This is a genomic window from Sinomonas atrocyanea (genome assembly GCF_030812675.1).
Taxonomy (GTDB): domain Bacteria; phylum Actinomycetota; class Actinomycetes; order Actinomycetales; family Micrococcaceae; genus Sinomonas; species Sinomonas atrocyanea_B.
In genome coordinates, this window is the sequence record NZ_JAUSTE010000010.1 from 87,763 (window position 1) to 104,224 (window position 16,462).

12 protein-coding genes and 1 tRNA gene are annotated in these 16,462 nt (G+C 72.7%); 5 read left to right on the forward strand and 8 right to left on the reverse strand.

The features are described 5' to 3' along the window. Nucleotides 1-41: 41 nt before the first annotated feature. A complete protein-coding gene (locus tag J2W20_RS14215; protein WP_307007338.1) occupies nucleotides 42-689 on the forward strand; it encodes an NAD(P)-dependent oxidoreductase in 648 nt (215 codons plus the stop codon). A 99-nt stretch (nucleotides 690-788) separates the two neighbouring features. On the opposite strand, the gene J2W20_RS14220 is transcribed toward J2W20_RS14215, so the two are convergent. The 3 genes from J2W20_RS14220 to J2W20_RS14230 all read right to left on the reverse strand — a co-directional run bounded on the left by J2W20_RS14220 (nucleotide 789) and on the right by J2W20_RS14230 (nucleotide 3,574). Then, a complete protein-coding gene (locus J2W20_RS14220) occupies nucleotides 789-2,015 on the reverse strand; it encodes a globin domain-containing protein (RefSeq protein WP_307007340.1) in 1,227 nt (408 codons plus the stop codon). Nucleotides 2,016-2,178: 163 nt separating this feature from the next. Further along, complete coding sequence (locus J2W20_RS14225) at nucleotides 2,179-2,631, reverse strand: RrF2 family transcriptional regulator (RefSeq protein ID WP_307007341.1); 453 nt, start codon at nucleotides 2,629-2,631, stop codon at nucleotides 2,179-2,181. A gap of 10 nt (nucleotides 2,632-2,641) precedes the next feature. Next, a complete protein-coding gene (locus J2W20_RS14230; RefSeq protein ID WP_307007343.1) occupies nucleotides 2,642-3,574 on the reverse strand; it encodes a LysR family transcriptional regulator in 933 nt (310 codons plus the stop codon). Nucleotides 3,575-3,646: 72 nt separating this feature from the next. On the opposite strand from J2W20_RS14230, the gene J2W20_RS14235 reads away from it, so the two are divergent. Continuing rightward, the gene (locus J2W20_RS14235) at nucleotides 3,647-4,600 is read left to right on the forward strand and encodes an EamA family transporter (protein WP_307007344.1); all 954 of its coding nucleotides are present in this window, start codon (nucleotides 3,647-3,649) and stop codon (nucleotides 4,598-4,600) included. Between the two features lie 31 nt (nucleotides 4,601-4,631). On the opposite strand, the gene J2W20_RS14240 is transcribed toward J2W20_RS14235, so the two are convergent. From J2W20_RS14240 to J2W20_RS14250, 3 genes are all read right to left on the reverse strand, one after another. Beyond that, nucleotides 4,632-5,063 (reverse strand): hypothetical protein, encoded by a 432-nt coding sequence (locus J2W20_RS14240; protein WP_307007426.1) that lies wholly within the window; start codon nucleotides 5,061-5,063, stop codon nucleotides 4,632-4,634. A 2-nt stretch (nucleotides 5,064-5,065) separates the two neighbouring features. Then, nucleotides 5,066-6,514 carry a phosphomannomutase/phosphoglucomutase gene (locus J2W20_RS14245; RefSeq protein ID WP_307007346.1) on the reverse strand — a complete coding sequence of 483 codons (1,449 nt, stop codon included), beginning with the start codon at nucleotides 6,512-6,514 and terminating at the stop codon, nucleotides 5,066-5,068. A 137-nt stretch (nucleotides 6,515-6,651) separates the two neighbouring features. Continuing rightward, on the reverse strand, nucleotides 6,652-8,358 hold the full coding sequence (locus tag J2W20_RS14250; RefSeq protein WP_307007348.1) for a thiamine pyrophosphate-dependent enzyme: 1,707 nt from the start codon (nucleotides 8,356-8,358) through the stop codon (nucleotides 6,652-6,654). A 101-nt stretch (nucleotides 8,359-8,459) separates the two neighbouring features. On the opposite strand from J2W20_RS14250, the gene J2W20_RS14255 reads away from it, so the two are divergent. Next, nucleotides 8,460-10,676 (forward strand): RecQ family ATP-dependent DNA helicase, encoded by a 2,217-nt coding sequence (locus tag J2W20_RS14255; RefSeq protein WP_307007349.1) that lies wholly within the window; start codon nucleotides 8,460-8,462, stop codon nucleotides 10,674-10,676. 125 nt (nucleotides 10,677-10,801) lie between these two features. Next, nucleotides 10,802-11,761 carry a hypothetical protein gene (locus J2W20_RS14260; protein ID WP_307007351.1) on the forward strand — a complete coding sequence of 320 codons (960 nt, stop codon included), beginning with the start codon at nucleotides 10,802-10,804 and terminating at the stop codon, nucleotides 11,759-11,761. Between the two features lie 102 nt (nucleotides 11,762-11,863). Here the strand turns inward: J2W20_RS14260 and J2W20_RS14265 are convergent. Further along, nucleotides 11,864-11,952: transfer RNA gene (locus J2W20_RS14265), tRNA-Ser, on the reverse strand. Between the two features lie 224 nt (nucleotides 11,953-12,176). Beyond that, nucleotides 12,177-14,423 carry a prolyl oligopeptidase family serine peptidase gene (locus tag J2W20_RS14270; RefSeq protein WP_307007352.1) on the reverse strand — a complete coding sequence of 749 codons (2,247 nt, stop codon included), beginning with the start codon at nucleotides 14,421-14,423 and terminating at the stop codon, nucleotides 12,177-12,179. Between the two features lie 38 nt (nucleotides 14,424-14,461). On the opposite strand from J2W20_RS14270, the gene J2W20_RS14275 reads away from it, so the two are divergent. After that, entirely contained in the window at nucleotides 14,462-16,459 is a 1,998-nt protein-coding gene (locus J2W20_RS14275; RefSeq protein ID WP_307007353.1) for an FAD/NAD(P)-binding protein, read from the forward strand. The last annotated feature ends 3 nt before the right edge of the window (nucleotides 16,460-16,462 follow it).

Here is a 16,462-nt window from a genome sequence, read left to right on the forward strand (position 1 = left end):
AAACTATAGAACGTTGAAGTAGCTGGTATCAATTGGATACTGTGGTTTCCGTCCACGACATCGAGCACCGAGGAGCCCTCATGAAGATCGCCGTCTACGGAGCCACCGGAATGGTGGGGAGCCAGATCGTCGCCGAGGCCGCGCGCCGCGGCCACGAGGTGACCGCCATCAGCCGCAAGGGTGCCCCGGTGGAGGGGGCCGCCGTCGTGCGCGCCGCCGAACTGGCTGACACGGATGCGTTCCGCGAGATCGCGGAGGCGAACGACGCGGTGGTGCTGGCGACGGCGCCCGACCGCACCGGCGGGCCGCGGGAGCCCTACATCGACGCGCACCGCGCGATCGCCGCGGTGCCGACCGCAGCCAGGCTCTACCTGGTGGGCGGCTTCGGCGGGCTCTCGACGCCGGACGGCACCCGCATCAAGGACACTCCGGGCTTCCCGGCGGAGTACAAGGGCGAGTCGGACGCGGCGTTCGCCGCCTACGAGGCCCTGCGGGACGCGGGCGCGGACCTCACCGTCCAGGCTCCCGCGGCCGTCATCGCGCCGGGGGAGCGCACCGGCAAGTACGTCACCGCTGTCGGCGTGCCGGCCGCGGGCGAGTCGATCTCGTCGCAGGACTTCGCGGTCGCCGCGCTGGACGAGCTCGAGCAGCCCCAGTTCCGCGGGACGTTCTTCACCGCCGCCAACTGACGTCCGGGCGCGCCTGCGCGTCGAGCCGCCACCCTGATGCCTTCCAGAGCGCAGGGTGGCGGCTCGACGCCGTCGTGGGGAGGGCGGCTGCCCTGGGGCTCAGTTCGCCGAGGCCAGCCAGAGGTCGGGGCCGAAGACCTCGTAGTGGATGTTCGTGGCGGGGATGCCCTTGGCGATCGCCTGGGAGCGGACCTTCTGCATGAACGGCAGTGGCCCGCACAGGTACACGCTGGCGTCCTCGGGCAGATCGATCTCGGCGAGGTTCATGAAGCCCTCGTGCGTGTCCAGGCGGCCGGAGCCGCCGCCGGCGCCGGCGCCGGCGCCGACCGGGGCCAGCTCGGGCTGGGCCTGCTCGAGCCAGACCTTCAGGTGCGCGCCGTCGATCTTCTCCACGTCCCGGAGCATCTGGTCCGAGAGCGCCCACGTGTCGAGGCTGCGGTCCGCGTGGAGCGCGAGGACCTCGCGGCCCGAGCCGTTGGTGGCCAGGGCGCGCAGGATCGAGGCGGCCGGGGTGCAGCCGATCCCGGCGGTCGCGAGCACGAGGGGGCCGTCGCCGTCGTCCAGCGTCACGTCGCCGTACGGGTTGGAGAGCTCGACGACGTCGCCCACCTGGATCTTCTCGTGCATCACCGGCGAGACCTCGCCGCCGTCGTTGAACTTGGTGGTGATGACGCGGCGCTCGGTCGACTCGGCGTCGGCGGAGAGCGTGTACTGGCGTGCCTGGAGGAGTCCGTCCGCGACCGGGATGCGCACCGAGACGAACTGCCCGGGCTGGCCGGGGGTGGCCGGGGTATCGTCCGCGGGCTCGAAGACGAACGTCATGGTGGTGGGGCTCGCGGGGACCTTCTCGACGACCCGCCACGGCATCCACATCTTCGTGTTCGCCTGCTTGGCGTAGAGGCCCTTCTCGATCTTGACGAGCGCGTCCGCCATGAGCCAGTAGACCTCGGTCCAGGCGGCCGCAACCTCGTCGGTGACCGCGTCGCCGAGGTCCTCGGCGATGGCCTCGAAGAGGTACTTGTAGACGATCTGGTACTGGTCCTCGGTGATGCCGAGCGAGGTGTGCTTGTGGGCGATGCGGCTCAGGACCGCCTCGGGGAGGGTGTCCGGGTTGCTGATGAGGTGGCTCGCGAACGCGGCGATGGCGCCGGCGAGGGCCTGGCGCTGCGTGCCGTTGGCCTGGTTGGCGCGCGAGAACGTCCCGTTGAGCAGCTCGGGGTGCGCGGCGAACATCTTCTGGTAGAACAGCGGCGTGATCTCGCCGATGCGGCTGCCGACCAGGGGCAGGGTGGCCTCGATGACGGGGCGCGCGGTATCCGAGAGCATTGCGACTCCTCAAGCATGGGGCTGGTCCCCGCGGCGGGGACTTGGTTAATTCGCATCTGCGATGCTGAATTGATCCCAAGTCTTCTACCTGTTGTAGAAAATGGCAATTCGGGCCCGCGTGGGGGTCGTCACATGACGGTGGCGCCCGGGTGCGGGTGTCGTGTCAGGCGGCGGGCGGGCGGAGCCCGATCTGCACGAGCACGGGGTCCATCTGGCGCGCGTGCGGCAGCGAGGCGACCACCACGCCGTCGAGCTCGCGGTAGAAGGCCTCGCGGGCCCGCCGGAGGGCGCCGCGCAGGCCGCACTGGAAGTTCAGCGGGCAGGAGCCGTTGGGCGTCTCGCAGTCCGCGAGGTCCGCCCGGGTGTCCAGGTCGCGCAGGACGCCGCCCACGGTGGCAGACCGGCCCTTGGGGCTGAGCTGGACACCGCCCGCGCGCCCGCGGGTCGATTCGAGGTAGCCGAGCTCGCGGAGCCGGAGGACGGCCTTGCTCACGTGGTTGTAGGGGGTCCCGACACCCTCGGCGATGGTACGCGTGGCGAGCGGGACGCCGGAGTCGTTGGCGGCCAGGAGCATGAGGGCGCGCAGGCTCACATCCTCGAAGGCCGTCATACGCATGGCGGATATTCTACTCGCCGGTTTCCGCGTCCGCGGAGCTGGGCGGGTCGGCGGCGGCAGCCTCGTGCAGCAGCCGCACGAGCAGCTGCACTCCGGGGCTCGCGGCCATCGTGCGGCGGAAGGCCGTGGAGATCACGCGGCGGGGCCGCTCGCCCGTCAGGGGACGTGCCACGACGGTCCTCGGGAGGGGCGGCCGGCCGAGCCTCGGCACCAGGGCCAGCGCCGCGCCGTCGGCCGCGAGGGCCACGTGGGTGGCGAAGTCCGGGTCGGTGAAGGCGATGCGGGGCAGCGCGCCCTCGGCCTGGAAGAGGCGCATGAGGGCCTCGTGGCAGATCGCCCCCTTCGGAGTGGCGCACCAGGTCTCATCGAGCAGCTCGCGGCGGTCAAGGGCGCGCCGGTCGGCGAGCGGGTGGTCGCGGGGGAGCACCACGTCGGCCTCGTCCTCGCACAGCTGCTCGACAGTCACCTGCGCCGGGACCTCCAGAGGGACGGAGTTCCAGTTGTGCACGACCGCGAGATCCGCCTCGCCGTGGGCCACGAGGGCGACGGCGTCGACGGGGTCGACGCTCGTGACCTCGAGGCGCGCCTGCGGGGCCTCCTGGCCGAGTCTGCGCGCCACCTGCCCGAACAATGCCCGGGTCGCCGTGGAGAAGGAGGCGACCGAGAGCGTGCCCTGCGGGGCGTCCCCGGCCGTGAGCATGGCCTCGACGCGTTCGAGGTCGGCCAGCAGGCGGGATCCGTGCTCCACGAGCGTCCGTCCGCGTTCGGTGAGCAGTACGCCTCGGCCCTGGCGTTCGAGGAGGGCCGCGCCCGACTGGCGCTCGAGCTTCTTGATCTGCTGCGATACCGCGCTCGGGCTGAAGCCGAGCGCGTCTGCCGCGCCGACGACCGAGCCGTGCCGCTCGACGGCGGCGAGCGAACGGAGCGCCTGGAGATCGATCATGAAGAAATCGTAGATGGTGGCGTGCAGAAATCAACGCTGGTGCTGCATGGTCGGGGCACGGATGATGGAGGGGTGAAACCCCGCCACGCCGCCCTCGCCGTTCTCGTCGCCGTCCTCTGGGGGCTCAACTTCATCGCCATCGAGCTGGGACTCCGGGACGTCCCGCCGCTCGCCTTCGTGGCGCTGCGGTTCGCCCTCGTGGCCTTCCCCGCGGTGTTCTTCGTGAAGAAGCCAGACCTTCCCTGGCGGGTGATCGCGGGGGTGGGGGCCTTCATGAGCGCCGGGCAGTTCGGCCTCGTCTACCTCGCCATGCACCTCGGGATGCCGGCCGGACTCGCGCCCCTCGTGCTCCAGAGCCAGATGCTCTTCACGATCCTCCTCGCGGCGGCGGTGCTCAGGGAGCGGCCGACGGCGGCGCAGCTCGCCGGGGTGGGGGCCGGCGTCGTGGGCCTCGGCCTCGTCGCGGCGGGGCGCGGGGCCGTCGCGCCACTCGGTCCGATGCTGCTGGTGGTCCTGGCGGGCCTGTCGTGGGGGATCGGCAATACGATCTCGCGGGCGGCCAGAGGCACGTCCGGGCTCGGGCTCGTCGTGTGGTCCGCGCTCGTGGTGCCCGTGCCGATGCTCGCGCTCTCCGCCCTCGTGGACGGCCCGGCGGAGCTGCTCGGAGCGCTCGGCCACCTCACGCTGCCCGCCTGGCTGAGCACGGTCTTCACCGTGGTCCTCGCCTCGCTGGTCGGATACTCGGCGTGGAACACGCTGCTCGGGACCTACCCGGCCGCCGCAGTCGTCCCGTACACGCTGCTCGTCCCGCCGGTCGGGATGGTCGGGGCCTGGCTGGCGTTCGGCGAGGTGCCCGAGCCGCTTGAGCTCGTGGGCGGCGCCGTCCTGCTGTCCGGTGTGGCCACAGCCGTCCTCCGTCGCCGCACCGCCGCCCCTTCTGGGCCCGCCTCCAGGACGTCCCGCGCAGCGGCGCCCCGGAGGCGACCTCCAGGAGGTGACTTCCAGAAGGTGGCCTCCAGGAAGTGACTCTCAGAAGGCGGCCTCCAGGAAGTGACTCTCAGAAGACGGTGGCCTCGTGGCCGTCCGCCTCGAGGGCGCCGAAGGCGTAGCCCTCCGCCGTCAGCTCGTAGGGGACGACAGCGGCCATCACGCCGCCGCCGCGGTGCTCGGCGGCGCCGTGGATGCCGTCAGAGCCGTGCTCGGGGAGGTGCACGTCCGAGGCGAACGCCACGGCCTGGCAGCCGTCACGGCCCTGCCGGAGGAGCTCGAGGAGATCGGCCATCATGGCCTCGGCGTCGTAGTCCCCGTCCCCGGCGGCCTCGGGCGGGGTGACCATGACGAGCCGCAGTTCGCCCTCGGAGTCCAAGGTCACGCCGAAGGGCAGGAAGCCGCCGTTCTGCTCTAGGTGCTCCTGGGCCAGGCCCAGCGCGGTGCCGAGCACTTCACGCAGCTGGGCCTGCTGGGTCTCCAGGGGGATATCCTCCGCCATCGTCACGCCCGCACGATCGCGAGGACGGTGTCCTGGATCGACTCGAGGGTCTCGCGGTCCTTGGCCTCGCCGTTGAAGCGCAGGAACGGCTCGGTGTTGGACGGGCGGAGGTTGAACCACCACGAGCCGTCCGCGGCGGAGAACGTGGTGCCGTCGAGCTCGTCGATCGCGACGTCGTCGCCCTCGTACTCCTCGCGCACCCGGGCGACAGCGGCCGCCTTGTCCTCGATCTCGGAGTTGATCTCGCCCGAGGCCACGTAGGGCTCGTACTCGGCCGCGAGCTCGGACAGCGGGGCCTCCTGCTCGCCCAGGGCCGCGAGGACGTGCATCGCAGCGAGCATGCCGGTGTCGGCGTTCCAGAAGTCGCGGAAGTAGTAGTGCGCCGAGTGCTCACCGCCGAACACGGCCGCTTCCTCGGCCATGACGGCCTTGATGAACGAGTGCCCCACGCGCGTGCGGACCGGCCGGCCGCCGTCGTGCTGGACGAGCTCGGGGACCGCGCGCGAGGTGATGAGGTTGTGGATGATCACCGGCTCGGCCTCGCCCGCGGCCTTGGCCCGGGCGATCTCCCGGCGCGCCACGAGCGCTGTGATGGCCGAGGGGGACACCGGCTCGCCCAGCTCGTCGATGACGAAGCAGCGGTCCGCGTCGCCGTCGAACGCGAGCCCGAGGTCGGCCCCGTGCTCCACGACGGCCTTCTGCAGGTCCCGCAGGTTCTCCGGCTCGAGGGGGTTGGCCGGGTGGTTCGGGAACGTCCCGTCCAGCTCGAAGTACAGCGGCACGATCTCCAGCGGCAGCGCGGCCAGGAGCTGGTCGCCGAGGACGGCCGGCGTGGTCATGCCTGCCATGCCGTTGCCGGCGTCCACGACCACCTTGAGCGGGCGGATGCCGCCCAGATCCACGAGGCCGCGCAGGTACGCGGCGTAGTCGGCCAGGATGTCCCGCTGGTCGACGCTCCCGGGATCGGCGACGGCGAGGACGGTGCCGGCCGCGAGGTACGCCTCGGCGGCGGCCTGGACCTCCTGGAGTCCGGTCTCGGAGGAGACCGGCTGCGCCCCGGCCTTGGCCATCTTGATCCCGTTGTACTGGGCAGGGTTGTGGCTGGCCGTGAACGTCGCCCCGGCCGCGTCGAGGGCACCGCAGGCGTAGTAGAGCTCGTCCGTCGAGATGAGGCCCAGCGTCACGACGCTGCCCCCGCGGGCCGCGGCCCCCTTCGCGAACGCGGCGATGAACTCGGGGGAGGACGGGCGCATGTCCCCTCCCACGAGCACGGTCTTCCCGGCGAGCCCGAGCACGTCCACGAACGCCGCCCCGACGGCCTCCACGATGCCGGCGTCGATGGTCTCGCCCACGATCCCGCGCACGTCATAGGCCTTGAACGAGGCCGAGAGGTCGATGGAGGGCCGGGCGCTGCCGGGCAGGCTGGATGCGGCGTTCACGTTGCTGGTCACGGGCTCGATTCTACTGGCGGCCTCCGACACCGCAGGGTCGCGGCGCGGAGCCGGCCCGAAAGCACGACGGCGCGTCCCCCACTCGAGTGGGGGACGCGCCGTCGTGCGCGGACTCGCCTGCAGCCCGCCTGCGGGGCTCAGTAGGCCTTGACGCGCTGCTCCACGATGAGGTGGATGAGGGCGAAGGTGCCCTCCTCGTCGATGGCGCGCAGGGCGTTCTCGAGGGCCGCCGGGACGTCGGCGTCCTTCTCGACGCGGACGCCGAAGCCGCCGAAGGCCTGCGCCATGAGGGCGAAGTCGGGGTTCTTAAGCTGAGTGCCGGAGATACGGTGCGGGTAGTGGCGCTCCTGGTGGGAGCGGATGGTGCCGTACTCCTGGTTGTCCATGACGATCACGAGCGGGGTCGCCCCGTACTGGGCGGCGGTCGCGAGCTCCTGGCCGTTCATGAGGAACTCGCCGTCGCCTGCGATCGTGACGACGCGGCGGCCCGGGTTCGCGAGCGAGGCGGCGATCGCGGAGGGCACGGAGTAGCCCATGGAGCCGTTGCGGGCGCTGATCATGGACGCGTACCGCTGGGTGGGGAAGTATCGGTGGGCCCAGTTGGTGTGCTCGCCGGCGCCGAGGGTGACCATGGCGTCCTCGGGCAGGGACGCGACGAGGTGGGCCATGAGCGTGTCCATCCGAGCGGGGCCGTCCGTCGGCGTGGCGGCCGGGAGCGCGGCGAACTTCTCCTGCTCGGCGCGCATGCGCTCGGTCCAGGCCTTCCACTGCTCGCGGGCGGGCAGGTTCATGAGGACGAGGTCGCGCACGAACGAGTCGGGCTTGGCCACGATCTGGTAGGAGACCGGGCCGGAGCGCCCGCGCAGGGACGGGTCGATGGTGACGAGGAAGTTCTTCTTGGCCCAGTCCTGGCGCACGAGGAACCCGTCGGTGATGACGTCCCCGGGGACGGTGCCGACGAAGACGAGGAGGTCGGTCTCCTCGAGGAGGTTGTAGGTCGGCTTGGGCCGGCCGTAGCCGATGGGGCCGACGTAGGAGGGGGAGTCGAACGGGATGGTGCCCTCGCAGCGCCACTCCGCGGCGGCGGGGATGCTGTGGTCCTCGAGCCAGTTGGTCAGGGCGGTGGCGCCCTCCTGGGTCCAGTCGTTGCCGCCGACCACGAAGAGGGGCTTCTCCGCCTGGGACAGGGCGGCCTTGAGCGCCTTCCAGTCCGAGACGGTCATGCCGCCCTCGGCGACCGGGATGACCGGGTGGATCGTGGCGTCGACCTCCTGCTGGATGATGTCCTCGGGCAGGCCCACGACGACGGGCCCGGGGCGGCCGCTCATCGCGGCGAACATGGCCTCGGCGACGATCTCGGAGGCGCGCTCGGGGTGGTCCAGGACCATGACGCGCTTGGCGCCGGTGTCGAACCAGGACTTGATGTCGAACTCCTGGAACGCCTCGCGGTCGCGGTGGGCGAACGGGATGAGGCCCACGAACAGGACCATCGGGGTCGAGTCCTGCCAGGCGGTGTGCAGGCCCACGTGCGCGTTCGCGGCGCCCGGGCCGCGGGTGACCATGGCGACGCCGGGGAGCTGGTTCATCTTCCCGTCCGCCTCGGCCATATACGCCGCGCCGCCCTCGTGGCGGCACACGATCGTCTCGATGTCGGCCCCGTGCAGCCCGTCGAGCACGTCCAGGAACGACTCGCCCGGGACGACGTACGTGCGCTTGACGCCGTGGGCGGCCAAGGAATCGACGATCACGTGCCCGGCGGACTTGCGCGCGGGCGCGGAGGGTGCGGGCTGGCCGGACTCGGCCGGGTGGAGGGCATCAGAAAGGGGCGGCACCGTTGCCGTCATGTCACGTTCCTTCTCGTTGGCGCTGAGATGCCTTTACGGTATCGGGACCGCCGGGGCTGCGGGACCGTGAAGTGTCGGACGTCACGGCCATACTGGAAGGCATGGCAGGCAGCGCGCGTGAAAGTGTCCATTCAGCGGAAAGTGTGACGGACCGTGACGATCCGCCCGGGGGTGCAGGCGGCGGCGCCGAGCAGCTGCGGTCGGAGGCGCTCGCGGTGCTGCGCACCCTCGTGGGCACCGAGGCGGCCGAGTTCCACCCGGGGCAGTTCGAGGCGATCGAGGCCCTCGTGGCCCACCACCGGCGCACGCTCGTGGTGCAGCGCACGGGCTGGGGGAAGTCCGCCGTGTACTTCGTCGCGTCCCTCCTCCTCCGCGCCCGCGGCGCGGGGCCGACGCTCATCGTCTCCCCGCTCCTGGCCCTCATGCGCGACCAGGTGGCGGCGGCGGCGCGGGCGGGCGTGCGCGCCGTCGCCATCAACTCGGCCAACCGGCTCGAGTGGGACGAGGTCCACGCGGCGCTCGAGGCTGATGCGGCCGATGTGGTCCTCATCTCGCCCGAGCGGCTCACCAACCCCTCGTTCCGCGAGCAGCACCTGCCCGAGCTGATGGCGCGGACCGGCCTGCTCGTCGTGGACGAGGCGCACTGCATCTCGGACTGGGGGCACGACTTCCGCCCGGACTACCGCCGCATCGCGGCGCTCATCGACGAGCTGCCCGGCTCGGTGCCGGTCCTCGCGACGACGGCCACCGCCAACGCCCGCGTGGTCCACGACATCGAGGAGCAGCTCGGCTCGGACGTCCTCACGCTTCGAGGACCGCTGGGCCGCGAGTCCCTGCGCCTCGGCGTGCTCGCTCTGCCCGACGCCGGCCACCGCCTCGCGTGGCTCCTGGCCCACCTCGAGGAGCTGCCCGGCAGCGGGATCATCTACACGCTCACCGTCTCCGCCGCGGAGGACACGGCGCGCATCCTCACCGAGGCTGGGCACCGGGTCCTGGCCTACACCGGCAAGACGGACACCGAGGACCGGGAGCGGGCCGAGCAGCTGCTCAAGGACAACGAGGTCAAGGCCCTCGTGGCCACGAGCGCCCTCGGGATGGGCTTCGACAAGCCGGACCTCGGGTTCGTTGTCCACCTGGGAGCGCCGTCGAGCCCGGTCGCCTACTACCAGCAGGTGGGCCGCGCGGGCCGCGGCGCCGCGAACGCGGACGTCCTCCTCCTGCCCGGCCCCGAGGACCGCGACATCTGGCGCTACTTCGCGACCGCGTCGATGCCGGATCAGGACAAGGCGCAGGCCGTCATCGCGGTGCTGGCCGAGGCGGGGCGCCCCCTCTCGACCGTGGCCCTCGAATCCGCGGTCGAGCTGCGCCGCACCCAGCTCGAGCTGCTCCTGAAGGTCCTCGCCGTGGACGGGGCCGTCGAGCGGGTCGGCGGCGGGTGGCAGGCCACCGGGCTGCCCTGGGAGTACGACGCCGAGCGGTACGCGCGCATCGCGGAGGCGCGGGTCGCGGAGCAGGACTCGATGGTGGTCTACGAGCAGACCGCAGGCTGCCGCATGGAGTACCTCACGAGCGTGCTCGACGACGACACCGCTGCCCCCTGCGGCCGCTGCGACACGTGCGCCGGGCGGTGGTTCCCGGACGACGTCGACCCGTCCGTCCTCGAGCGCGCCGGAACCCAGCTGCGCCATGCGGGCATCCCGATCGAGCCGCGGGCGCAGTGGCCCTCGGGCATGGACAAGCTCGGCGTGGCGGTCAAGGGCAGGATCCCGGTGGGGGAGCAGCTCGCCGAGGGCCGGGCCCTCGCCCGCCTGACCGATCTCGGCTACGGCGGCCCGCTCAGGGAGCTCTTCGCCGCGGGGGCGCCGGACGCCGAGGTCCCTCCCGCGCTGGCCCGGGCCTGCGTCGAGCTGCTCTCGGCCTGGGCGCGCGGCGACTCTGCGGCCGGGGCGTGGGGAGGTGCGGGGCGTCCCGCCGCCGTGGTGAGCGTGCCCTCGGCCACGCGGCCGCAGCTTGTCGACTCGCTTGCGCGGGGGATCGCCCAGGTGGGGCGCCTGCCGTACCTCGGCGCGCTCGAGCGCACCGACGCGGCCCGGGCAGGCCAGGGCGGGGGCAACAGCGCGTTCCGCCTCGCCGGGGTCTGGGAGGCGTTCGACGTCGGGGCCGACCTGCGCGAGCAGCTCGCTGCGGTCGCCGGCCAGCCCGTGCTCCTCGTGGACGATCTGGTCGACAGCCGGTGGACCGTCACGGTCGCCGGCCGTCTCCTGCGCCGGCACGGCGTCGGCGCGGTCCTGCCCCTCGCCCTCGCTCAGGCGGGATAACGGGGGACGGCAGGGCGGCACCGGCTGAATGTGACACGCCCCACGTCACAGGATGATCACGGATTGGTCACGGTTCGGTAGGGTGGAGCGAAGAGAACATCTGTGACTTAGACGAAAGGGCCCCCGTGAGCCACCCGGCCCCGCCGATCGTCCGGCGTCTGGCCTTCCTTGCCGTGCTTCTGGGTGCCCTTGCCATCCTGCTCCCCGGGGTCCTGGCCCCGGGGGCCTCCGCGGCGGAGGGCCACGTGCCCGCGTCGCCGAGCGTCCCGGACCCGACCCCGTCGCCCACCCCGACGCCCGCCGGGCCGGCTGCCCAAGTGGCCCTCGCGCGCGCTGCCTGTGACTCAGTGCGCCTCACCGCGCGGACGGATGCCACGTCGCCCATGACGTACCGCGTCGCCGACGAAGCCGGAAACGTCGTGGCGACGGGCACCTTCTCCGGATCGGTGGATCGGGTCCTCTCACTTTCGACCGGGCATGACTACACGGCGGCCGTCGGGCCTGCGGGAGCCGACCCGATCGCCACGTCCTCGCCGGCCAGCCTGCGGGATGCCTGCCCGGTCTCCGTCACCGCAGATGCCCCCGGCTTCGACGATCCATGCGGCACCCAGGCCGACGCGGTCGTGGCGCCCACGATCATCGGGGTGGACTACCGCGTGGGCGGCACCGTGCTCGCGCCCGGGGCCAATTCCGCCGTGGGGATGGTGACCGTCGAGGCGAGCGCCCGGCCCGGCTACGTCCTCAAGGGCCCCTCGCGGTGGACGCACACGTTCTCCGCCGCGCCATGCGCGGGCTCGGCACAGGCGGCGCCCGAGCCCCAGGAGGAGGCCCCTGCGCCCGCACCGCCACCTGCCGTCCCGCCCGCGGCGTCCGCTCCGGGCACCGGCACCTCCGTGGCCGCCCCGCCCGCGCCGCAAACACCGGCGCCCACTCAGGAACCCGAGCTCGACGCCTCCACCTCGCGCTCGGCCGCCCAGCCCGCCATGCAGGCTTCGATGGGCGGTCCGGGGCCCCTCGAATGGAGCATCATGATTGCCATCGCGGTGGCCGGCGGCGTCGCCTTCTGGCTCAAGACCCGCCACTGAGGCCCAGCGGCACGGGCCAAGGCCGTGCGCGCTCCGAGGAGCCTGCGGTCCGAGAATGCAGAAACGCCCCCGGTTCCATGAACCGGGGGCGTTTCCACTCGGCGGAGACGGGGGGATTTGAACCCCCGGTCCAAGTTTCCCCGGACCCTTCATTAGCAGTGAAGTCCATTCGGCCGCTCTGGCACGTCTCCTTGCTGTCGCCAGCCTGACAAGCGTACCCAACCCGGAGGGCGAGAGCAAAAACCTCGCCCCGCTCGAGTCTTGGAGGTCACCTTCAGGAGGTGACCCCCAGAAGGTGCCCCCCAGGAGGTGACCCCCAGGAGGTGACTCCCAGGAGCGGGGTCAGCGCAGGAGGTGACTCTCAGGAGGTGACCCCCAAGAGGTGACTCCCAGGAGGTGACTCCCAGGAGCGGGGTCAGCGCAGGGTGCCGGTCAGGGCGCGCCACAGGAAGGTCTGGCTGCGGGCCTGCAGGGCCGCGGCCTGCCGGTTGTCCGAGGCCCCGGCGTGCCCGCCCTCGAGGGCCTCGTGGAACCAGACGTTCGGGATGCCCATGGCCTCCATGCGCGCGGCCATCTTGCGCGCCTGCACGGGCCCCACGCGGTCGTCGGAGGTCGCCGTCCAGATGAAGGTGTCCGGGTAGTCCACGCCGTCCCGCAGCAGGTGGTACGGGGAGAAGGTGCGGATGGACTCCCACTCGGCCGGATTGTCCGGGTCCCCGTACTCCGCGATCCACGAGTAGCCGGCGGAGAGCTTCGTGTACCGGCGCATGTCCAGCAGCGGCACCCCGCAGGAGATCGCTCCGAACAGCTGGGGGTAGCCCACCAGCATGTTCCCCACGAGCAGGCCGCCGTTGGAGCCGCCCGAACAGCCCAGGTGCTCGGGTGAGGTGACCCCGCGCCGGACGAGGTCCCGGGCCACCGCGGCGAAGTCCTCGTAGGCGCGGTGCCGCTTCTCCTTGAGCGCGGCCTGGTGCCACGCCGGCCCGTACTCGCCGCCGCCGCGGATGTTCGCCACGACGTACACCCCGCCCTTCTCGAGCCACGCGCGCCCCACGGTGCCCGAGTAGGCGGGCGTGCGGGAGATCTCGAACCCGCCGTACCCCGACAGCTGGGTCGGCGCGGTCCCGTTGAGGACGAGCCCCTTGGGGCCGACCTGGAAGTACGGGACCTGGGTGCCGTCCGCCGAGACGGCGAAGTGCTGCTCGACCTCGAACCGTGACTCGTCGAAGAACGACGGCGCGCGCTTCACCTCGGCATGCTCCCCGCCGAGGGTGCCGCGCAGCAGCGTGGTCGGGGTCAGGAAGCCGGTGGCCACGAGCCAGTAGTCGTCCCCGGCGGCCGGGTCTTCGTCGTCCACCGCGTACGACTCGACGAGGTGCAGCGGGGGGCACGCATCGAGCACCCGGGGCGACCACGCGGCGTCGTCCGCCGATTCCTCCTGCTCTGCAGACTCCGGCTCCGCAGCCGCAGCCCCGCGCACGGGCGGGGTGAGGACACGGATCTCGGAGGAGACGTCGCGGAGGAGGTTGAGCAGCAGGTGGCTCCTGGTCCACGACCACGACTGCAGCGAGGTGTGGGCATCCGGCGCGAACAGCACCCTGACCTCCCGCGAGCCGGCCATGAACGCCTCGAAGTCGGCGGCCAGGAGCGACCCCGCGGGGAACACGCGCCCGTTCGCGCCGTCCTGGCCGGCCCGGTCTTGGCCGGCGCCGTCCTGGTCCGCGCCGTCGGCGCCGAAGTGCCAGTCGCGCTGGGGCCGGAACAGGATCCACTCCCGGTGCAGGTCAACGTCCACATCGGTGGGCACGGGGATGCGCTGCCAGGCGCCGTCCCACCAGATCGAGTGCTCGACGTCGAAGAAGCTGATGCGGTCGCTCGCGATGAGGCGCTCGAACCCGGGAGTGTCGTCGAATCCGGCGCCGGCCATCATGTGCTCTGCGGGGACCTCGAAGATCACCTCGGCGTCGGCGAGGTCGGTGCCGCGCGGCAGCCTGCGCACGATCCGCGGGTAGGAGGACGTGGTGACCGCGTCCTCGCCGAGGGTCGAGGAGACCAGGAGGGTGTCGGAATCCAGCCAGTCCACCCCGCCCTTCGCGGCGGGGAGGGCGAAGCCGCCCTCGGCGGGGTCGACGAAGGCGCGGTCCTCGACGTCGTACTCCCGCACGGCCGCGGCATCGCCGCCGTCGGGGGAGAGCCGGACCATGCAGCGCCGCCACGAGATCCCGTCCGCCGGGCGCAGGAAGTTGGCCCCGCCCCAGACCCACTCGACCCCGTCCGCGGCAGCCAGCGCATCGACGTCGAGCACGGTCTCCCACTCGGGGGTCCGGGTCACATAGGACTCCCACCGGGTCCGCCGCCACAGCCCCTTGGGGTGCTCGCCATCCCGCCAGAAGTTGTAGTACCAGTCTCCGCGCTTGGCGACCATGGGGATCCGGTCCGTCGAGTCCATGACCTCGAGGATCCGTGCCTCGAGCTCGGGGTAGTCGGCCGTCTCGAGCAGTTCCTCCGTGCGGGCGTTCTGCTCCCGCACCCACGCGAGCTGGTCCTCGCCATGGATGTCCTCGAGCCACAGGTTCTCGTCGACGGGCTGGTCTGCGGGGACGGGGGCGGCCGGGGCAAGGGTGGCGGTGTCCGCGGCGGACTCTGGCGGCTGGGCAGTCATGGGGCCATCCTTCCACGCCGCACGTTAAGCTCAACCCTATGGTTCGGGGCGGGATTCTGCGTGTGGCGGTGGTGGGCGGCGGCCCCCGCGGAGCCTCCGCCGTCGAGCGTCTCCTCGCCGTGCACGCCCAGCGGTCGGCCCCCGCGCACGACGCCGACGCCTCCCCGCGCGGCCGCCCCGCCGCCCGCGGAGCCCGCCTCGAGATCACCGTCTATGACCCGTTCGCCCCCGGGCCCGGCAAGGTCTGGCGCCCGGCGCAGCCGCGCCTGTTCCTCATGAACACCCAGGCCTTCTATCCCACGCTCATCCCGAGCGAGCCCGGCCTCGCGCACCCTCTCGCGGGAGGGAGCTTCGACTCGTGGCGCGCGGCCCAGCGCGAGGCGATCGACGCCGGAACGTGCACCCTCGCAGCCGAGGAGCAGGCCGAGCTCAAGGGCCTCGAATCGAGCGACTTCCCGCCGCGCGCGCTCTACGGGCGCTACCTCGCCCAGACGTGGGACGCGGTCCTCGCAGCGGCGCCGCCCGGGGCGGCCGTGCGGCACGTGCCGGCCGAGGTTGCCCGGGTGGGGCGCACTCCCCACGGGTTCGCCGTCACCTGCTCCAACGGCCGCGCCCAGGAAGCGGACGCCGTCGTCCTCGCGCTCGGCCACGTGCCCGCCCAGCCCAGCCCCGAGCAGGCGGCGCTCGCCGACGCGGCGGCGCATCTGGGGCTGCACTACCTGCCGCCGGCGGCTCCCGCCGATGTGGACTGGGACCGGCTGCCGGCGGGCGAGACCGTGCTGGTGCGCGGCATGGGGCTGAACTTCTTCGACGTGATGGCCGCGCTCACCGAGGGCCGCGGCGGCCGGTTCGCCGAGGGGCACGACGGGCGGCTCGTGTACACGCCGTGCGGGCGCGAGCCGCTCATCGTCGCCGCCTCCCGGCGCGGGGTGCCGTACCGGGGCAAGGCCGAGCTCGATGCCTACTACGCTCCCTCCGTCGAGCTGCGCTGGCTCACCCGAGCGGCAGCCCTCGCCCCGCGGCAGGCCGGGATCCAGCCCTCCTTCGACCAGGACCTCTGGCCCCTCCTGCACCGCGACACACTGTGGGCGTACTATGCGACCCTCGCCCGGGTCGAGCCCGCGGCCGTGTCCGAGGGCTTCCTCGGAGAGCTCTCGTCCGCGCTGGCCGTGGAGGGCCCGGGCTGGGAGCCGCGCGCCTCGGCGGTGGTGCGCGACGGCGTGGTCCCGGCCCGGCGGCTCGACCTCCGTGCGCTGGGGGCGCCGCTGGCCGGCTGGCACGCCGCCGACCGCGCCGAGCTCGACGCCCGGGTCCTCGCGTACCTCGATGAGGACGCCGCAGGATCCGCGCGGGGAGAGTACGACCCGGTCAAGATGGCCATCGCCGCCCTCCACCGGGGCCGGGCGGTGCTCAAGGAGGCCGTGGCGGACGGCGGCATCACCGAGGCCTCGTGGGTCTCGGGCCTGCGCGGCTGGTTCGAGGGGCTCGCCGAGGGCCTCGCGAGCGGGCCGCCTGCCCAGCGGATCCGCCAGCTGGCCGCCCTCATGCGCGCTGGGATCGTGAGCACCGTGGGGCCCGAGCCCCGCTTCTCCGTGGACCGCCTCGCGCGCACCTTCACCGCAGCCTCGCCCTGGGTGGGCGGCCCGGAGGTGCGCTCGCGCTGGCTGGTCGAGGCCCTCGCGCCGGCGAACGCCGTGGCGCGGGCCGACTCTCCGCTGCTGTCCGGCCTGCTGGCGGACGGCCTCGTGCGGCCGCGCTTCCTCGCGGGCGCGGACGGGGTGCCGCAGCCCGCTACCGGGCTGGACGTCACCTCACCGCCGTACCGCGCGCTCGACGTCAACGGCCTGCCGGTCGAGGGCCTCTACGTGCTGGGCCTCCAGCTCTCCGCGGTGCAGTGGGGCACCGCGATCGCCGCCGAGGCCCACCCGTTCGCCGCGCCGGGCGAAGCGCACGAGGGCGCCCCCTATCCCAGCGGGCAGCGCACCCTCCGCGACGCGGACGCCATCGCGCGGGACATTCTGGGAGTCACCTCCTGAGGG